This window comes from Paenibacillus sp. Y568 (genome assembly GCF_059445545.1).
Map to the genome: position 1 here is coordinate 179,655 of NZ_JCAIUM010000003.1, position 18,551 is coordinate 198,205.

The 18,551-nt window shown below is 41.4% G+C and carries 18 protein-coding genes and 2 riboswitches; of the genes, 15 read left to right on the forward strand and 3 right to left on the reverse strand.

The genetic code is table 11. The annotated features are described in order from the left end of the window. The first annotated feature begins 14 nt into the window (after positions 1–14). Positions 15–211, forward strand: a riboswitch (cyclic di-AMP (ydaO/yuaA leader). Between the two features lie 131 nt (positions 212–342). Further along, a riboswitch (cyclic di-AMP (ydaO/yuaA leader) is annotated at positions 343–526 on the forward strand. 123 nt (positions 527–649) lie between these two features. The 6 genes from AC1D7X_RS05955 (at position 650) to AC1D7X_RS05980 (ending at position 8,137) form a co-directional block, all read left to right on the forward strand. Further along, a complete protein-coding gene (locus AC1D7X_RS05955; protein ID WP_495474842.1) occupies positions 650–1,045 on the forward strand; it encodes a hypothetical protein in 396 nt (131 codons plus the stop codon). A gap of 152 nt (positions 1,046–1,197) precedes the next feature. Continuing rightward, positions 1,198–1,275 carry a K(+)-transporting ATPase subunit F gene (gene kdpF / locus AC1D7X_RS05960; protein ID WP_495456063.1) on the forward strand — a complete coding sequence of 26 codons (78 nt, stop codon included), beginning with the start codon at positions 1,198–1,200 and terminating at the stop codon, positions 1,273–1,275. A 46-nt stretch (positions 1,276–1,321) separates the two neighbouring features. Next, the gene (kdpA, locus tag AC1D7X_RS05965; RefSeq protein ID WP_495474843.1) at positions 1,322–3,001 is read left to right on the forward strand and encodes a potassium-transporting ATPase subunit KdpA; all 1,680 of its coding nucleotides are present in this window, start codon (positions 1,322–1,324) and stop codon (positions 2,999–3,001) included. A 17-nt stretch (positions 3,002–3,018) separates the two neighbouring features. Further along, positions 3,019–5,049, forward strand: a complete 2,031-nt coding sequence (gene kdpB / locus AC1D7X_RS05970) for a potassium-transporting ATPase subunit KdpB (RefSeq protein ID WP_495474844.1) — start codon at positions 3,019–3,021, stop codon at positions 5,047–5,049. Positions 5,050–5,116: 67 nt separating this feature from the next. After that, positions 5,117–5,713: a potassium-transporting ATPase subunit KdpC gene (kdpC, locus tag AC1D7X_RS05975; protein WP_495455876.1), complete on the forward strand. Its 597-nt coding sequence runs from the start codon at positions 5,117–5,119 to the stop codon at positions 5,711–5,713. A 108-nt stretch (positions 5,714–5,821) separates the two neighbouring features. Continuing rightward, positions 5,822–8,137, forward strand: coding sequence for a histidine kinase (locus tag AC1D7X_RS05980; RefSeq protein ID WP_495455877.1), 2,316 nt, complete (start codon positions 5,822–5,824; stop codon positions 8,135–8,137). 744 nt (positions 8,138–8,881) lie between these two features. Here the strand turns inward: AC1D7X_RS05980 and AC1D7X_RS05985 are convergent. Continuing rightward, a complete protein-coding gene (locus tag AC1D7X_RS05985; RefSeq protein WP_495455879.1) occupies positions 8,882–9,088 on the reverse strand; it encodes a DUF1657 domain-containing protein in 207 nt (68 codons plus the stop codon). Between the two features lie 189 nt (positions 9,089–9,277). On the opposite strand from AC1D7X_RS05985, the gene AC1D7X_RS05990 reads away from it, so the two are divergent. Genes AC1D7X_RS05990 through spoVAE form a run of 4 tightly spaced genes read left to right on the forward strand, consistent with a single transcriptional unit; the run spans position 9,278 to position 12,012 of the window. Further along, positions 9,278–10,138, forward strand: coding sequence for a DUF421 domain-containing protein (locus AC1D7X_RS05990; protein ID WP_495455880.1), 861 nt, complete (start codon positions 9,278–9,280; stop codon positions 10,136–10,138). Between the two features lie 26 nt (positions 10,139–10,164). Then, complete coding sequence (gene spoVAC, locus AC1D7X_RS05995; protein WP_495455881.1) at positions 10,165–10,644, forward strand: stage V sporulation protein AC; 480 nt, start codon at positions 10,165–10,167, stop codon at positions 10,642–10,644. A gap of 1 nt (position 10,645) precedes the next feature. Continuing rightward, entirely contained in the window at positions 10,646–11,665 is a 1,020-nt protein-coding gene (gene spoVAD / locus AC1D7X_RS06000) for a stage V sporulation protein AD (RefSeq protein ID WP_495455882.1), read from the forward strand. Next, positions 11,662–12,012 (forward strand): stage V sporulation protein AE, encoded by a 351-nt coding sequence (gene spoVAE, locus AC1D7X_RS06005; RefSeq protein ID WP_495455883.1) that lies wholly within the window; start codon positions 11,662–11,664, stop codon positions 12,010–12,012. The genes spoVAD and spoVAE overlap by 4 nt, the downstream gene beginning before the upstream one ends. A 109-nt stretch (positions 12,013–12,121) precedes the next feature. Here the strand turns inward: spoVAE and AC1D7X_RS06010 are convergent, their stop codons facing one another. Further along, complete coding sequence (locus AC1D7X_RS06010) at positions 12,122–12,703, reverse strand: YitT family protein (RefSeq protein WP_495455884.1); 582 nt, start codon at positions 12,701–12,703, stop codon at positions 12,122–12,124. Positions 12,704–13,020: 317 nt separating this feature from the next. On the opposite strand from AC1D7X_RS06010, the gene AC1D7X_RS06015 reads away from it, so the two are divergent. Beyond that, positions 13,021–13,836, forward strand: coding sequence for a squalene/phytoene synthase family protein (locus AC1D7X_RS06015; RefSeq protein WP_495455885.1), 816 nt, complete (start codon positions 13,021–13,023; stop codon positions 13,834–13,836). A gap of 24 nt (positions 13,837–13,860) precedes the next feature. Here the strand turns inward: AC1D7X_RS06015 and AC1D7X_RS06020 are convergent, their stop codons facing one another. After that, a complete protein-coding gene (locus AC1D7X_RS06020; protein WP_495455886.1) occupies positions 13,861–14,199 on the reverse strand; it encodes a L,D-transpeptidase in 339 nt (112 codons plus the stop codon). Positions 14,200–15,040: 841 nt separating this feature from the next. Between AC1D7X_RS06020 and AC1D7X_RS06025 the strand changes: the two genes are divergently transcribed. The 4 genes from AC1D7X_RS06025 to AC1D7X_RS06040 are packed head-to-tail and all read left to right on the forward strand — an operon-like array spanning position 15,041 to position 18,551. Next, complete coding sequence (locus AC1D7X_RS06025) at positions 15,041–15,433, forward strand: NusG domain II-containing protein (RefSeq protein WP_495455887.1); 393 nt, start codon at positions 15,041–15,043, stop codon at positions 15,431–15,433. Further along, a complete protein-coding gene (locus AC1D7X_RS06030; protein WP_495474845.1) occupies positions 15,417–16,862 on the forward strand; it encodes a Gx transporter family protein in 1,446 nt (481 codons plus the stop codon). The genes AC1D7X_RS06025 and AC1D7X_RS06030 overlap by 17 nt, the downstream gene beginning before the upstream one ends. After that, on the forward strand, positions 16,838–17,731 hold the full coding sequence (locus AC1D7X_RS06035; protein ID WP_495474846.1) for an energy-coupling factor transporter ATPase: 894 nt from the start codon (positions 16,838–16,840) through the stop codon (positions 17,729–17,731). Before AC1D7X_RS06030 ends, AC1D7X_RS06035 begins: the two co-directional genes overlap by 25 nt. Next, positions 17,721–18,551, forward strand: a complete 831-nt coding sequence (locus AC1D7X_RS06040; RefSeq protein WP_495455889.1) for an energy-coupling factor transporter transmembrane component T family protein — start codon at positions 17,721–17,723, stop codon at positions 18,549–18,551. The genes AC1D7X_RS06035 and AC1D7X_RS06040 overlap by 11 nt, the downstream gene beginning before the upstream one ends.

Below are 18,551 nucleotides of genomic sequence, written 5' to 3' on the forward strand. Positions count from 1 at the left end.
GTTATTATTTTCAATTCATAATTTCGCTGAATTTCCACTCTATCGTGGGAAGCGGGGGAACCAAATGTAGTCAACTTTTTTCGGTGTGAGAGTCGAAATTAGATGCTACAGGGGTGAATCCTGGTCAAGGCATTTCATGTCTTTACTAGGTAGAGCGACTCTCACCGCTCGAATCCGACAGCTAACCTCGTAAGCTTAAGTCTGAGAGAGGAATGATGAAGCTTGTGATCGCAACTACCGATCATAGGGTACGTATGTTACTCTGTGATTTTTAAATGTGATGGATTGTCAATCAAGTGTGGTAGGAAACGATAATCCGTTATATAAAAGTAATTTGATCCATTGTCTTGAACGCTGAATTCTGTGTAATTCAGAAACGGGGGAACCAATCGGAGATGTCTGCTGCGTAAACGCCGGATATTTCCATGGGGTGAATTTTTCGGTTATGTATCGACATGCCGAGAATAGGGCGACTCTCTCGCCCGAATCCGACAGCTAACTTCGTAAGCGTGCAGGGAGAGGCAGCAAACCGCCTTCTGGCTGGTTCATGACTTTATTTTGTCATGGAATCCTAAAGAAGCTCTGGGAAAGCTACTTTTTCGCTGAGCTTCTTTTTTGTTGTCTTTAAACGTATAGGAGGACCTGATTAATGGAAGATGGAGTCACCTTGGTTATCGCTCCTAATGAGGACGGGCGGAAATTTATAAACCAATTAATTTATAGTAAAAAGTCATTTGCGGTACTGACGAATAGCCGTACGGAAGAACTGGATTATCTAAAAATGGGTGCAAAACATGTGGTTCGTATTGATACAAGTATGACTAGAAAGTGGATTGTCCCGCAGGTAGCGGTAGGTAGAATCTATATTTTTGAAAGTAGTCTTAACTTAAGTTGTCGCTATCTCCAGATCTGTCGCCCATGGACGACACATGAGATTTACATTATCACTCGATATTCTAGCCCACGTGGAGTTTACAGAGGAATGGGTGCAAACCATGTCATCTATACGAAGAATGGGGACGTTGGATTTCTACTCGATAAATAGCATGAAGATGAATCATCAAAAAATCTACATGAGAGGGGCATTCCCATAATGACGGATGTCTATATGATCATCACGTTAGTAGTTGGATTTGGATTATTGTTATTGTTCACGCATTGGTGCGGAACGTTGGTAGATAGAGGGGGCGGGGAACAATGATCGTTATACTTGCATTGACCTTAGTCATCTTCATTTACCTGATCTATGCATTAATCAATCCAGAGAGATTCTAGTTAACATACCAATTAAGAATTCATCCCTATAAGGAGGATATAAAGTATGGACTTACTGCAAATAGGAATTGTGATTGTCGTACTACTGTTGCTGGTGAAGCCACTGGGTACCTATATGTTTCATGTATTCTCCAATGAACCCAACCGAACGGATAAGATTTTTGGTTCAACGGAAAATGTGATCTACAAACTGATCGGATTAAGAAATCGTAATAGTATGAACTGGAAGAAGTATGTACTAAGTTTTATTGCGACGAATGCGGTATTACTAGTAATTAGTTACGTACTCCTACGTCTTCAAGGATCACTACCAGGGAATCCGAGTGGGAACGAGAATATGGAGGCTTCCCTCGCCTTTAATACGATCATCAGTTTTATGACAAATACCAATCTGCAGCATTATAGCGGCGAGAGTGGTGTGACGTATTTAACACAAATGGCGTTTGTTACGATGATGATGTTTACTTCGGCAGCGTCAGGCTTATCGATTGCGATTGCCTTTATTCGCGGAATTACTCGACGTGGTGAAGGATTAGGTAACTTTTTTCAAGATTTCACCAAAGCCATTATTCGTATCTTCTTACCTCTAGCATTTATCGTTACGATCGTATTAGTCGGTTTAAAAGTACCCCAAACGTTCGATCCAACGGCTGCAGTAACAACGTTTGAAGGTGTGGAACAACAGATAACGATGGGTCCTATCGCTTCATTGGAATCCATTAAACATCTCGGAACGAATGGTGGTGGATTCTTTGGGGCCAACTCGGCACATCCATTTGAGAACCCAAGTCCATTAACCAATGTTATTGAAATATTAAGTATGTGGATGCTTGCTGCTGCACTACCTTATACGTTTGGGCTATTTGCGAAAAACAAGAAGCAAGGATGGGTCATATTCTCAAGCATGATGATTCTATTCTTAATATTCCTTACGCTTAGTTATACGTCAGAGAAAGCTGGGAACCCGGTAATCAATACGTTAGGTATTGAATCTTCTCAAGGAAGTATGGAAGGAAAAGAGGTTCGATTCGGTATTGCACAATCCACACTCTTCTCTACTGTCACGACGGCTGCGACAACGGGATCCGTCAACAATATGCATGATACATTAACACCTCTTGGAGGAATGGCAGCACTTGGTGAAATGATGCTGAATGTCGTCTTTGGAGGTAAAGGTGTCGGGCTGGTTAACATGTTGATGTACGCCATACTAGGTGTCTTTATTTGCGGACTTATGGTTGGACGAACGCCTGAGTTCTTAGGACGCAAGATTGAAGCCAGGGAAATGAAGTTAATTGCACTCGTTATTCTGGTACATCCATTTATTATCTTAGTGCCTACGGCGCTCTCATTTATAACATCGATGGGTTTTGATTCATTAAGTAATCCGGGATTCCATGGTTTAACCCAGTCCTTATATGAATACACTTCATCCGCTGCCAACAACGGATCTGGTTTCGAAGGACTAGGAGATAATACGGTATTCTGGAACGTTTCAACAGGACTGGTCATGTTCTTTGGTCGTTACATGTCGATCATCGCGATGCTTGCGGTGGCAGGTTCGCTTAGTACTAAGAAACCTGTTGCTGAAACAATCGGTACATTCCGTACAGATAACAAGCTATTTATTGGAATATTGATCGGTGTTGTCTTATTGATCGGTGCGTTAACGTTTCTTCCGGTCATTGTTTTAGGCCCTGTGGCCGAATTTTTAACACTCCATTAGAATGAGGTGCTTGAACGATGAATGATAAAGGCAAGAGCATGTTCGATGGTGAAATAGCCAAACATGCTGTTAAAGAAAGCTTTATTAAATTGAACCCGATATTTATGATGAAGAACCCCGTGATGTTTGTTGTTGAGATGGGAACGTTTGTAGTACTTATGATGATTCTATTCCCAACCTATTTCGGAACGAATGATCAGATGGGGTTTAATATTACGGTGTTCTTGATATTGTTATTTACGGTCTTGTTCGCTAACTTTGCTGAATCATTAGCAGAAGGGCGGGGGAAGGCGCAAGCTGACTCTTTGAAGAGAAGTAAGCAGGAGATCAAAGCTAATAAACGCGTAGGATCCGAGATTAAAGTAGTTAATTCTACGGAGTTGCGTAAAGGTGATATCATCATTGTCACAAGTGGTGAGATGATTCCGGGAGATGGCGAAGTCATTGAAGGATTGGCATCCGTCGATGAATCGGCCATTACCGGTGAGTCTGCTCCCGTGATCAAAGAAGCTGGGGGAGATTTCAACTCCGTTACTGGTGGAACTCGGGTAGTCAGTGATGAGATCACAGTGCGTATTACGGCGGATCCGGGCGAGTCTTTTATCGATAAGATGATCTCACTCGTAGAGGGTGCACAGAGACAGAAGACTCCTAATGAAATAGCACTGAATACATTACTTACTTGCTTGACGTTAATATTCCTAATCGTAGTGGTTACCTTGGCTCCTATAGCCAAATATTTCGATATTGATCTTCCGATTCCAGTTCTGATCTCATTGTTAGTGTGTCTAATACCAACAACCATTGGTGGGTTATTATCCGCTATTGGTATTGCAGGTATGGACCGTGTGACGCAATTCAACGTGTTGGCGATGTCCGGGAAAGCCGTTGAGGCCTCGGGTGATATCAACACGATGATTCTTGATAAGACAGGAACGATCACATTCGGTAATCGGATGGCAAGTGAATTTATCCCTGTAGGTAAAATGACTAAGAAAGAGTTGGGTTATTGGGCAGCCATAAGTTCCTTGAAGGATGAGACACCTGAAGGAAGATCTGTTCTTGAACTTATGAGGAAACTTGATTATTCCATAGAGGATCAGCTTGCAGTAGGTGGCGAATTCATTGAATTCACAGCACAGACACGTATGAGCGGTATCGATCTTAAAGATGGACGCCATGTACGTAAAGGAGCCGTTGACTCTGTAAGACAATGGGTTCAATCCCAAGGGGGACTTGTTCCTGCAGATTTAGAGGATAAGGCGAATATGATTGCTTCTGATGGAGGTACGCCTCTTGCAGTTGCAGTCGACGGTGTTATCTATGGATTGATTTATTTAAAAGATACAGTAAAACCAGGTATGAAAGAGCGGTTTGACCAGTTGAGACAGATGGGGATCAAGACCATCATGTGTACGGGCGATAATCCGTTAACTGCAGCGACCATTGCTTGCGAAGCAGGCGTTGATAGCTTCATTGCGGAAAGTACGCCAGAAGATAAGATTGAAGTTATTCGTCGTGAACAAAGCGAAGGTAAACTGGTTGCCATGACAGGTGATGGTACCAATGATGCTCCGGCACTCGCTCAAGCTGATGTGGGCTTAGCCATGAATAGCGGAACGTCAGCTGCGAAGGAAGCAGCTAATATGGTCGATTTGGACTCCGATCCTTCCAAGATCATTGAGATAGTTGCGATCGGTAAACAGTTATTGATGACACGAGGTGCACTAACGACCTTTAGTATTGCGAATGACGTAGCCAAATATTTTGCTATTATCCCAGCCATGTTTATGGTCGCTATTCCAGAGATGAATGTGCTTAACGTGATGAGTTTAGGGTCACCGCTCTCGGCAATACTCTCAGCACTCATCTTTAATGCTGTGATTATTCCCCTGCTCATTCCGCTTGCCATGAAAGGTGTCAAATACAAACCTATGGGTGCGAGTAAGTTACTCAGTCGGAATTTACTTATCTATGGCGTGGGTGGGGTTATTGCTCCCTTTCTCGGGATTAAAGTGATTGACCTAATTGTACACTTGTGGATTTAAGTGCGAAGGAATAAGATGGCATGCGTTATGTGCCGTAGACTATAATAGGGAAAGGAAGGAAATACCAATGAATAATGTAGAGTCATCCAATAAAAGTTCAGTGATAGGAGTTGCCGCACGCATCAGTATCGTGATGATTGTGATTTGCGGTTTAATATATCCATTGGTTAGTACCGGGATAGCCCAGTTCATTTTCCCACAACAAGCGAATGGAAGTATGGTGAAAGATGGGGAGGGTAAGGTCGTAGGTTCAGAGCTGATAGGACAGACCTTTACTAATCCTGCATTCTTCCAAGGGCGTGTTTCAAGTATTGAGAATAATGGAGCAGGTTCTGGATCCATGAACTATGCGCCCTCTAACCCAGATTTGGTGAAACGGATCCAAGAATCCATGGTTGCGTGGGAAGCAGCTAATCCTGATGTCCCTTTAGAGAAGTTGCCCATTGATCTAGTAACGAACTCTGGTTCAGGATTAGATCCAGATATTTCACCAGCCTCAGCTACAGCCCAGATTCCACGAATCAGCAATTTAACGGGATTAGATCAGGCTGAACTACAGAAGTTAGTGAACAACCATACCAAAGAACGTGACTTAGGCGTATTCGGGGATCCAAGAGTCAACGTATTACTGCTGAACCTCGCTTTAGGAGAAATGATAAAATAAAAAAAATGCGATCCATTCACTCACAAAAAGCCAAGGCATTTCGGATTTAATCCGCTTGTTTTTGGCTTCTTTTTTAATTCTTGACGTCTAGCAAAGGATGGAAGAACGATGGAAACTTTCAAAAGAAAAACGCCTGAAGAAATACTCATGTCGATTTACAAGTTGCATCGAGGACGATTAAAGATTCTCATCGGAGCTGTAAGTGGTTCAGGAAAGACATATCATATGCTCAGAGAAGGGCAACTTCTTAAGGAGCAAGGAATCGATGTCGTGATCTGTGCCGTTACCACATCTCAGCGGTCTGAAACGGTGGAACAACTTGCCGATTTGGAACGTGTGCCCAGTATTCATTGGACTAAGAATGGGATGGAACAGAAGGATTTGAATGTAGATATGCTGTTGGAGAGGAATCCAGAAGTTGTTCTTGTAGATGCCATTGCTCACCGAAATAGACCGGGTGCACCCTTTCACACAAGGCTTGAAGATATTCAATTTTTGCTCAGCCGTGGGATAAGTGTCATCACCACAGTTAACATATATGATCTAGAAGGTGTTAGGGAAGTCGCTAGTCGAATGACGGGTGTTGAAGTGGATGAAACAGTCCCTGCCAATACGCTTGCGTTAGCGGATGAAGTTCGACTTATTGATGTGACACCAGAAACGTTATTGAGCCGTATTGCCACGGGGAAACTGCAGTTAAGCCGAGCAGAGACAGATACTGTTTTTAAAAGAGGAAATTTAGCGATATTACGTGAATTGGCACTACGACATGTTGCTGAAGGTGTTAATGATTCCTTGGAGAAGCATAATGAGGAGATGGGGAACTACGGTCCGACAGGCGTAACCGAGAAAATTCTTGTGTCCGCACAATATCATTGGAACAGTTCCATTTATGTTCGGCGTGGTCAGCAAATTGCGAAAAGACTAAATGGGGATCTGTGTGTGATCACCTTTAGGAATCCCCACAAAAAAATGAGCAGAGAAGCGGAGACATTTAAACGTTCACTCGTGAAATTAGTTAAAAAGGTAAATGGTGAATTTGAGGAACTTTCTTTTAGCTCTAGACGGTCGCTACCTAACGTATTAGTTAAATATGCTATGGAACATCGAGCGACACGAATTGTGTTGGGTCATTCGAAGCAAACACGTTGGCAGGAATTCTGGCAAGGGTCAATTATCCATGACATCTTAAAAAAGATACAGAACATAGATGTATTTGTTATTGCTGACCGTGCAGAACATGAGGGAGAACGTATTATACCCACAAAAGTAGAAGGTCCAAGAGCAAGCTCGATGTATCGGCGCTTGAGCTCTGAAGAGGTAGATAAGCAGATTGAAAGAATCAGAAGAGGACAATTCAAGGTATATATTGGAGCCGCACCAGGTGTAGGTAAAACCTATACGATGCTTCGAGAGGGAAATGATCTACAACGTATAGGGACGAATGTGTTGATCGGACTTTTAGAAACACATGGTCGAAAAGAAACTGCAGCGCAGGTAGGCGCACTTGGAACGATTCCGAGAGCAGTCATAGATTATCGTGGCGCAAGGCTAGAAGAGATGGATACCAAAGAAATTATTAGGCAGGCACCTGATGTGATCTTGGTTGATGAATTAGCACATACCAATGTTCCTGGGAGTAAGAATAAAAAGAGGTATGAAGATGTTATTGAAATTCTGAATGCAGGTATCTCTGTGATTACGACCATGAATGTGCAACATTTAGAAAGTCTTAATGATGCCGTTGCGCAAATAACAGGCGTCCGTGTTAGAGAAACTGTACCTGATCACATCTTAAGGTTAGCTGATGAAGTTCAATTAATAGATGTAGCACCTCAGTCGTTGCAACAGAGATTAAGAGATGGGAAAGTGTATGCACTCAATAAGGTGGAACAATCGTTAGGTCACTTCTTTAAGACAGGTAATTTAATAGCATTGCGTGAGCTGGCTCTAAGAGAAATTGCAGACGATGTAGACGAACGATTGGAAGCTTGGGAGCGAACAAGTTCTTTAAGAGGACCTTGGCGGAGACAAGAAGTGATATATGTATGTGTAGAATTAACAGCTCATGCGGAAAGTTTAATACGAAGGGGATTCCGAATCGCGCATCGCCTCAAAGCAATCTGGTATGTGACATATGTTCAGCTTGAGAAATCAGGATGTACGGAACAAGATAGGTTACGGATGGGGACGTTAAAAAAGTTAACAGAACAGTTGGGTGGTCAGTTTAACATACAACACGCGAGATGTCGTAGTGACATTGCAAAGGTGCTTATTACTCAAGCCAATGAGCATACGGCCACCCAAATTATTGTGGGTCAGTCCAAGCTTCCGCTATTTGAAGTATTATGGAAAGGATCTGTTGTGAAACGACTACTCCGTGCAGGGCGGCATGTAGATGTACTTGTTGTTGCGAGATTCTAAACTTTATAGATACTAGCAAATATATTAAAATATGCTCCTATTAAACAATAATAGGGGGAAGAAGGAGACATGCTCCTTCTTCCAAAGAATATAAGTTCTACGAACTAACAGTCTCTGTGATGACGACGACGTCTTTTTGCTTCAACTAGTACCTTTTGGCCTGGTCTAAGAACGATAACATCAACGCGTCTGTCATGTCTTTCGTGTCTTTCGTGTCTGTCGTGTCTGTGGTGTCTACGGTGTTTACAGTGTTTGCGGTGCTTACGGTGTTTATCACATTTATCACACATGGAGTTTCACCTCCTTTTCTAGTACAATATATTAATCATTTTGTTATCAGGTGTGGGTTTCTAGAGAAAATGGGGAGATGGATTAGCTGACCGGACCTGGTTTTACAATGTTCGATTTTAAGGGATTAACAGAAGTCTCTTCTGTGACGGCGACGGCTCTTTCTAGTTGCTACAACCAAAACCTTTCTGCCTGGTCTAATGCGAATAACAATCGTTCTTTTGTGGTCTTCCCGGTGTCTATTGCTCATGGAATATCACCTCTCTTTCTAGTCTCACTATATTAATCAATCGATGTTCTAGTGTGGGTTTATCATAAAAATGAGAATTCTGCCCTTTTTAGGCTTGATAGGAAACTATTTTCTCTATCCGAAAACATAAAAAACCACCGATTATCTAAGCCTGAAGTGGCTATGATGATCGGTGGTTTTTTGATGATTATTTATAAATTTAAATTTTAGAATCCTTTGTATTGAGGTTCTTCGTTCTCTAACTGTTGTACACGAGATTCTACTTGTTGAACGATCTGTTGAGCTTGTTCTGCGGCATTTGTAAATGTTGTTTTGGCTTCTTGATTCTGTGTTTCTAGAGCGAATTGTTCAAGATTGGCTTGAGCACCTTTCAACGATGCTAGGCATGTTTTTACTTGAGAAGCAACGGTCATCTGTTTCACCTCCTTAATTATTTGGAGTCTGATAAGGAAGTAACGAAAGATATCTTATCCTATTTTTGATAAACCCATACATCAAATGTGGAACAAGAAATAAAGCCGACGCTGGTTAAAACAATAAGTTAGAGGACATCTTATGTGTAATCACTTTAAAAAAAACGAACAGGAAAGAGGTATACCAATATGCAGGATTGGTTAGTTGTTGCTCTACGTACCATCTTAACTATTGTTGTTCTTTTCTTTTTGACCAAACTTCTCGGTAAAAGGCAAGTATCCCAGCTGTCCTTATTTGAGTACATAACGGGTATTACGATCGGAAGCCTAGCAGCAACGATTCCTATTGAAATGGATGGTACTTGGCATTTAGGTCTCATATCGTTAGTCGTATGGGTGTTATGTTCCTTAATAATTGAATTCTCAACAATAAAGAGTAAAAAGGCGAGAAATCTCCTAGATGGTAAATCCACCATTCTCATTAAAGACGGAAAGATACTCGAGGAAAATCTGAAAAAAGAGCGACTTACGACAGATGAACTAATGGAACAGCTAAGAAGTAAAAATGTATTTAGAGTTGCAGATGTGGAATTTGCTCTGATGGAGTCCAGTGGTGAAGTTAATGTGCTGTTAACCAAAGAAAATCAACCTCTAACCTCAAGCCATCTGGGTATACAAGTCGCGCCAGAGCAAGAACCACAAGCTGTCATCATGGATGGAGAGATTATGGATGAACCCTTAGCTACCATTGGCTTGAACCGAAGATGGTTAAATACAGAGTTGGAGAAAATAGGGGTTGCGATCGAGAACGTCTTCCTTGGTCAGGTTGATTCATATGGGCAATTATTTGTTGATCTGTTCGATGATCAGATTATTGTTCCGAAACCCCAGAATAAAGCGGCGTTATTTGCAACATTGAAGAAATGCCAAGCTGATCTAGAAATGTTCAGTTTGTCGACGGATAATCAAGAAGGAAAGCAAATGTATGAGGAATGCTCAAAAAACTTGGATCAAATCATTAAAGACGTTAGACCTTCGCTTACTCGTTAATTTGAAAAAGGATGGAGGCCATGCTCATGGCAAATAACAAGAAGAAAAATTTAACCCCCACACAACAAGAATATCAGGAACTAGCCAAGCGAAATGAACCGCCAAGACCTGTTCTCAAAAATTGTCTTCGGGCTTTTATCGCGGGTGGCATACTGTGCTTAATAGGACAAGCGGTTCAAGAAATGTTTGTTCATTGGGCTGGATTTACGGAAAAGACAGCTGCCGACCCAACGGTTGCCGTCATGATCCTAATCTCTGTTATTTTGACCAGTTTTGGAGTATACGATAAATTGGCTCAATGGTCAGGAGCGGGTACGGCCGTCCCAGTTACTGGATTTGCAAACTCCATGGCTTCCGCGGCAATCGAGCACCGAAGTGAAGGCATTGTGCTAGGTATAGGTGGACAAATGTTTAAAATTGCTGGTCCAGTCATTGTGTTCGGTACCGTTGCCGCTTTTATCGTTGGTATACTGACGTGGATATTTCAAGGTGGAGGAGGTTCATGACATGTTAAAGGGACATCAAAGTTGGGTGTTTGAGAATAAGCCGGTGATTCTTGGAAAGGCAACGGTTGTAGGACCTTTCGAAGGAAGAGGGCCGCTAGCCGAGGACTTTGACATTATCCATGGAGATTCCATGTTGGAAGAGAAAAGTTGGGAGAAGGCCGAGAAGGTATTGATTGAAGAGGCGTCTAAACTTGCGATAGAAAATGCAGGGCTGACAAAAGAACAGGTCCAGTTCTATGTTGGTGGGGACCTCATGAACCAGATCATTAGTAGCAGCTTCGCGGCACGCACCTTATCTATCCCGTATCTTGGTGTATTTGGTGCTTGTTCGACTTCTATGGAGAGTTTGGCTCTCGCTTCCATGATCGTCAATTCCGGATCTGCTCATTATGCATTAGCAGGTACTTGTAGTCATAATGCAAGTGTGGAGAAACAATTTCGCTACCCAACGGAGTATGGATCACAGAAACCACCAACCGCTCAATATACCGTAACTGGAGCAGGTGCAGCCATAGTGTCAGATAAAGGGGAAGGGCCCGTTGTAACCTCAGCTACGATCGGAAGAGTTATCGATATGGGGATCACGGATCCATTTAATATGGGTGCGGCTATGGCTCCAGCTGCTGTTGATACTATAGAGGCTCATTTTCGTGATTTAGAAATTCAGCCCAGTTATTACGATTTAATCGTAACAGGAGACCTATCGAAGATTGGATACGAAATTGCTTGTGAATTGTTGAAGAAGCATAACATTCCGATGCAACAAACCGAATACAGCGACTGCGGAATGATGATATATGACTATGACACACAGATGGTGCAATCAGGTGCAAGTGGATGTGGATGTTCTGCCGTCGTGACCTATGGTCATTTACTTAATCGCATGCAACGTGGGGAACTTAATCGAATTCTTGTTGTTGCAACGGGGGCTCTTTTATCCCCACTTAGCTTTCAACAAGGAGAAACGATTCCTTGTATCGCTCATGCCGTATCTATTGAAGCAGGGAGGAACATTTCGTGATATTCTTATGGGCATTTTTAGTTGGTGGAGCTATATGTGTTTTTGGACAAATATGTTTCGATGTATTTAAGCTAGATCCTGCACATACAATGACCTTGCTTGTGGTGATAGGTGCGGCTTTAGATGGTTTAGGGTGGTATGAACCATTGATTGAATTTGCGGGTGCTGGGGCTTCTGTTCCCATTACGAGTTTTGGTAATGCACTAGTGCATGGTGCTATAACTGAATTAAACAAAAATGGATGGATTGGGATTATTACTGGGATCTTTAAAGTAACAAGTGCGGGGATATCATCAGCGATTATATTCTCATTCTTGGCTGCTTTATTTGTGAAGCCCAAGGGATAAACCATTCCTATTAGGCTGTGATTAAGGATGATTCATGTCCTTGGATCACAGCATTTTTTTAAATTATACGGATCCTTTGTAAAAGGGGCATTGCCGGGTCTACTTGTAATTAGTGCTTAAACGTGCAAATACTTGTCGCAAGACCCCCTGAAACAATTGAAATAACCGAGTAGAAGAAGGTTTCCCAAGAAATAAGAAGTCCACCCATTCCGATGATAAGCCCATCAATTAAGAATATAATTACCCCTACGTTCAAATGAACATATTTGGATATTAATTTAGCGAGTAAGTCTGTTCCGCCGGTACTTGTCTCAAATCGCAACATCAAGCCAAGTCCAGTTCCGAGCAGAAATCCACCTAACATAGAGCTCGTAAGGGGTCCTATTTCAATATAATAGAGGAAGTAGTACTGAAAGGGTGCTACTAACTCAATAAAGAGTGATGAGACAAGCATTCCAGTTAAGCTATTATAAAAAATGTCGCGATCTTGCTTCCATGCAACGATGAAGATTGGAATGCTGAACAATAGGATAACTAGTCCGATTCTGTAGGAGAACATGTAATTGATGATTAGTGCTATACCGATGACTCCACCATCTAATACTTTATAGGGGACGAGGTAGAAGTCTGTGCCTATAGCGATAAGTAAACATCCAAATATAATAATCGCGTATTTACGAAATGAATTCATGTTCACAGCTCCCCAAAAAGCTTCCCGATAACTTGTCTAATATATATGCTAGTTATAGCTAATACATGATATGTAGTGGATACCTCTTTTTGGTATGTAGAATTTGAATTAGTACACGGAAGCCGCACTTCTCGGTAGACTTGTCAGAGTACTGTCACGTGGAAATGGTTTACTAGTATTAATTAGGACTATTATAATGTTATTCGTCATGTGCATCTGGGGTAAATGTATTGTATGATAAATAAATCAAATACTAAATATAGATCAAGTGAGTATATTAAAAATGCAACTGAGAAGTTGAGAGAGGAAGTGGAGTTGTGCAAGGGAATGCTGCATTACTTAAAGATGCGAAGAAAGTATTAGGTCAGACTAGCCGGACATTTATTATCCCCATAAGTCATCTAGGATCAGGCCTTCAAGAAGCTGTTACGGCAGGATATCTGAGTATGAGAGCTATTGATGAAATTGAAGATCACGAGACACTTCCTAAGGAAGATAAAATTTTTCTATTACAGTCGATTTCTACTTTATTAAAAGAGAACTATACAAATGAAGATTTCGTATCTTTATTTGAATCGTATAACAATTATTTACCTGAGGTTACTCTGCGAATAACAGATTGGCTCAAGCTAGCGCCCTTGAAGACAGTAGATTTGGTGTGTCATTATACATCGGTTATGGCACAGGGAATGGCTGATTGGGTGGTTAAGAACTGGAATATTCAGAATAAAGAGGATTTAGATGATTATACTTATTATGTTGCGGGATTAGTAGGAATCATGTTGTCTGACTTATGGGCTATGTACGGCGAGAGTAACGTAAACAAAGATCAAAGTGTTGCCTTTGGCCGAGGATTACAACTGGTGAATATTATTAGTAATCGTTCTATAGATTCAGAGCGTGGAGTGAACTTCCATCCACCAGGTTGGAGTTTTGATGAAATGCTTGATTATGCTCGTCAGAACTTGAAGATCGCGGAATCTTATACAAGTCGGATTAAGCTTGACCCCATTTATAATTTCTGCAAAATACCCCTTGCACTAGCCAACGGAACACTAGATGCTATCGTTTCTGGGAAATCTAAACTCAACCGTATTTCTGTACTTAAAATTGTGAGTGGAGCGGTTAGATAATTTATAAGCATGATACAGATGTGTTTAAGGTCGAATAGTTACACGTGTATTTATAGGGACTAAGGAAGACAGAGCAAGGACATCGCTATTGTACATTCGAATACAACCATGGGATACGTCTCTTCCAATGGAGGAAGGATCATCCGTACCATGAATACCATAGTGAGGTTTGGAGAGACCCATCCAAAAGGCACCAAATGGTCCTCCTGGGTTCGGTTGTTTATTTATAATCGTGAATTCACCTGTTGGTGTTCTGGTTAGCATCTTTCCAATGGCTATGGGGAAAGACCTAACAACACGATTAGCATCAAGTAAATATAAATTTCGATCTGAGAGATCTACAATAATTCGATAATTGGGCATATACATGATCACTCCTTTCATTTAAGGATATGTAATCAGGTGTCTGGGTGTGAATAGATAAATGAAGTGCAAAAACGGCTGTGCCATCCTTCAAAGAGGATAGTACAGCCGTTTCTTTTTGAATTGAAAAAGCACCCGAAATATGTATTCAGGGTGCTTTGGCTTGCAGCATGACAAGCTATATATTTAATCCCTGTGAGCCATTTGTGTTACGGCTACAGCTGGTCCCTTTAGCAGTTGGGTTACAGAATAAATGACTTCTAACACAACAAAAGCCCTACCTCTCTTTTGTCCTTACGGCTCCAATGACCGCGCCAGTGTGAATCAGATACGTCTTTAAAAATCTACTTGATTTGGGTTTAATAAAATAGAAATTTCAACTTCATTTGGTGAAGGGTTATTCTAATTGCGAGGAACGCTAGGGGATTAAAATATTTAAACACTTTAAATATCATATCACATATAAGTTCAGATATCAACCTATTTTCGCAACATGGATCATTTCAACAGATTTATAGGTATGTGAATGGTAATGTGATAATCGGTTATACCCACAGATCGGGATAACAGGAGTCATAATAGTACAATTTTGAAGGAATTTAGGAATTTTACTAAATCACCGCTCAATTTGGACATGAATTATATCAAAATTTTCCGGATTCATTTGTGATAAAAATCATGTTTTGAATTAATATTGACGTATTTTAGCTGTAAATTGATCGTTCTATGACAATCGTAAAAAAGTACCAATATTATGTAATTTTCGTTGATGCATTTCCAGAAGATAGGTATAATTAAAGCGTCTAAGATTTAGACAATTAAAATATAAGGGAGTTTAACCATGAAACGCGGAGACCTGCTGATCATTGTTGTTATTGCTGCTGTGGCATTATTTTTTCTGGTTCCCAGATGGTTGCCTGAGAATGAAAGTGAAAAAAATCACAATGAAATCCTTACAGTCGATATTACTTTGAATGGAAAGTTGTATAAAACGGTTGAATTAACTAAAGAGGAACAAATTATCGAGATTAAGTCGATGCGCGGATCCAATGTAATCAAAGTACATGACTATGGAGTTGAAATGTACGATACAGATTGTCCTGATAAAGTATGTCTTACTTTTGGCTTTATTACGAAACCGAAACAGACCATTATTTGTTTGCCTCACCGCGTTATGGTTGAAATCAATGGATTGCAGGATGTAGGAGATGAGCCAGATGCTATTGTCAACTGAACAATCTACACGATTGTTGAAGAAAACAGTTATTATTGCAATCTTTGCTGCCGTAGCCGTTGTTCTAAGTATTGTGGAATCCATTATTCCTGTTAATTTACAAATACCAGGTGCCAAATTAGGGCTTGCGAACATTATGATTCTAACCTGTCTCTATTTCTTACGAGGTCGAGATGCCTTGATGTTAGTAGTATTAAAGACCATTATTACAGCATTTATCTTCGGGACGTTCTCAAGTATGCTGTTCAGCCTATTTGGGTCATTGTTTAGCTTCATCGTGATGTATCTAGTGATGAAATTAGGTCGCAATCAAGTTAGTTTGATTGGTGTGAGTATCATCGGGGGAGTAGGACACAACTTCGGTCAAATCACGGCAGCATCGATTGTCTTCCAAAGCTCTAATATTTATTATTATATGCCATTGCTCTTAGTAACAGGTCTAGTAACGGGTATCCTCGTTGGAATTGCTGTCAAATACTTAGTACCTTCTTTAACGAAGTTATCCTTATTTGAAGAGTTTCAGTCACAGGTTAAGGATGCGAGGGACAACAGGCAGCAGCGCGATGAGGAGATACCTCCTGTTCTGGATCCAGGTGAGTATGACTCAGCGATTGAACTTGTCGGAGTTGCTTATACCTATGATAAGGAACATCCAGTGATCGATAATATATCCGTAAATATTCTACAAGGACAATGGGTGACATTGGTCGGTGCAAATGGTTGTGGTAAGTCAACTCTCGTGAAGCTTGTTAATGGCCTGCTTCCGAAAAGTGCAGGTTCAATTAGGGTGAAGGGCATAGAGTTACAACCCAATACTATAGGGAAGATTAGGCAGACGATCGGCATGGTGTTTCAGAATCCAGACAATCAATTTATTGGAACGACGGTTGAGGATGACATCGTATTTGGTCTTGAGGGACAATGCCTTCCGATAGATGTAATGGAGGATAGAGTTAGGACGTATGCATCTAAGCTTGGCATCTCAGATCTACTACATAAGCATCCAAGCGAGTTGTCCGGAGGACAGAAACAGCGAGTAGCGATTGCATCCATTCTGAGCATGGAACCAGAAGTCGTTATTTTTGATGAAGCTTCATCTATGTTGGATGAGAAGACGCGTAATGACCTTCAAGTTATTCTGTCAGACATGCATCAGAGTAGAAAGTACACAATTCTGTCTATTACACATGATGCACAAGAGATTGCAGCTTCAGAGCGAGTCCTCGTGTTACATGAAGGCAAGTTCATTGCGGATCTAACACCAACGGAACTGTTCCAGGATGAAGAACTTCTTGAAATGACTCATCTGACTGCGCCGTTTGCTTATCAGCTTACGAGAGAGTTGCATAAGCATGGTTTGGATATTTCGATTCCCAAATGCGAGAAGGAATTTACGGAGGCACTATGGCCATTACATTTGATCAAGTGAATTATGAGTATGACGCGAACAGCATGTGGAGACAATCAGCGCTTCAAGGGGTAGATTTACAATTGGATTCCGGGATACTGGTAGGTATAGCTGGGGCCACCGGCTCTGGTAAGTCTACATTATTACAGATGTTCAATGGGATATTAAAGCCAACTTCAGGCACAGTTCAGGTACTCGACGTTACGATAAGAGGGGGAGAGAAGGCGCCCAAGCTTCAGCAATTACGCAAAAGAGTCGGACTCGTCTTCCAGTTTCCTGAGCAGCAGTTATTTGAAGATACAGTAGAGAAAGATCTATGTTTCGGACCGATGAACTTCGGGGCTAGCCTAGAGGAAGCTAAAGAACGTGCGCGTACGGCCATGGAGAAGATGGGGTTAGACCTAAGCTTACTTTCTCGTAATCCATTTCAACTTAGCGGTGGACAAATGCGAAAGGTAGCCATTGCATCCGTGTTAGCTATGGATCCTGAAGTGCTGGTGCTTGATGAACCGACGGCAACACTAGATCCAGTAAGTAGGGCAGAATTAATTCAATTATTACATCGTCTATGTCTAGAGGAAGGCAGAACAGTCATTATCGTAACACATCGCATGGATGAGCTCCTTCCTTTTGCTAACCAGTGGATTGTTCTACACGAAGGAAGTACTGTATTTCAAGGTTCAGTTAAATCCTTAGTTGAGCAAGCAGATCAAATGGAAGCTTACGGTATTGCGATTCCACAATCGATACGTTATTGGCGAGCTCTATCCAAGAAATTCGGGTTGAGTAACGAAGAGCCCTGTTTGAGTGCCGAAGCGATGTCTAATCGAATTGCACAAATTGTCAATGCAGAGGAATTCATGGAGAAGAGGGATCATCATGAGCAATAAATTTCTGATCGGTCGAACGATTGATACAGGTTCATGGATACATCGTCTGGATCCTCGTGCAAAGATGGTAGCGATGATGTTGTATGTAGTGATTATTATTATGTCCAATACATGGTTAGAAATGGCTTGTGTCGTTGGATTTTCCTTAGCCATTATTGCGTTAACACGTATTCATATCAAGTATTTCATTCGGGCTGCTAAGCCGTTATGGGTATTAATGCTCTTTATATTTATTGTTCAAATTATAAAAGTAGATGACAAGAATGGTCCCATCCTCTTGAGTATGGGTTCTTGGAATCTTTATGTTGAAGGATTCAAGATTGGATTATTCTCCGTGTTACGAATGGCGTTTCTTGTATCCTTTACAGCCATTCTAACTTTTACAACGACGCCGGGTCGCCTTAATCAAGGGCTAGAGGGGGTTCTGAAGCCACTTAAGCTTATCCGAGTATCGCCGGATCGGTTCACGCTGATGGTCAGTATTGCGCTTCGGTTTATACCCTCAATTCTAGAAGAGACTCAGATTATTATGAAAGCTCAAGCATCTAGGGGAGCCGATGTAAGAGAACTCCCATGGAAAGAGAAGGGAAAGATGCTTGTATCTTTGCTTGTTCCTGTTACGGTGGGGGCTTTTCGAAGGGCAGAGGATCTGGTCCATTCCATGGAATCTCGGGGATTCCGGATGGGAGAGTCCCGAACAAAGTTTCACCGTCTCATCTGGAATAAGAGAGACACAGTATTTATTACCTTTTTTATTGTCATGCTCATGGCTATGGTGTGGATGTCGGGTTATGGAACGGGAGAACTGTGGACGCTTTAA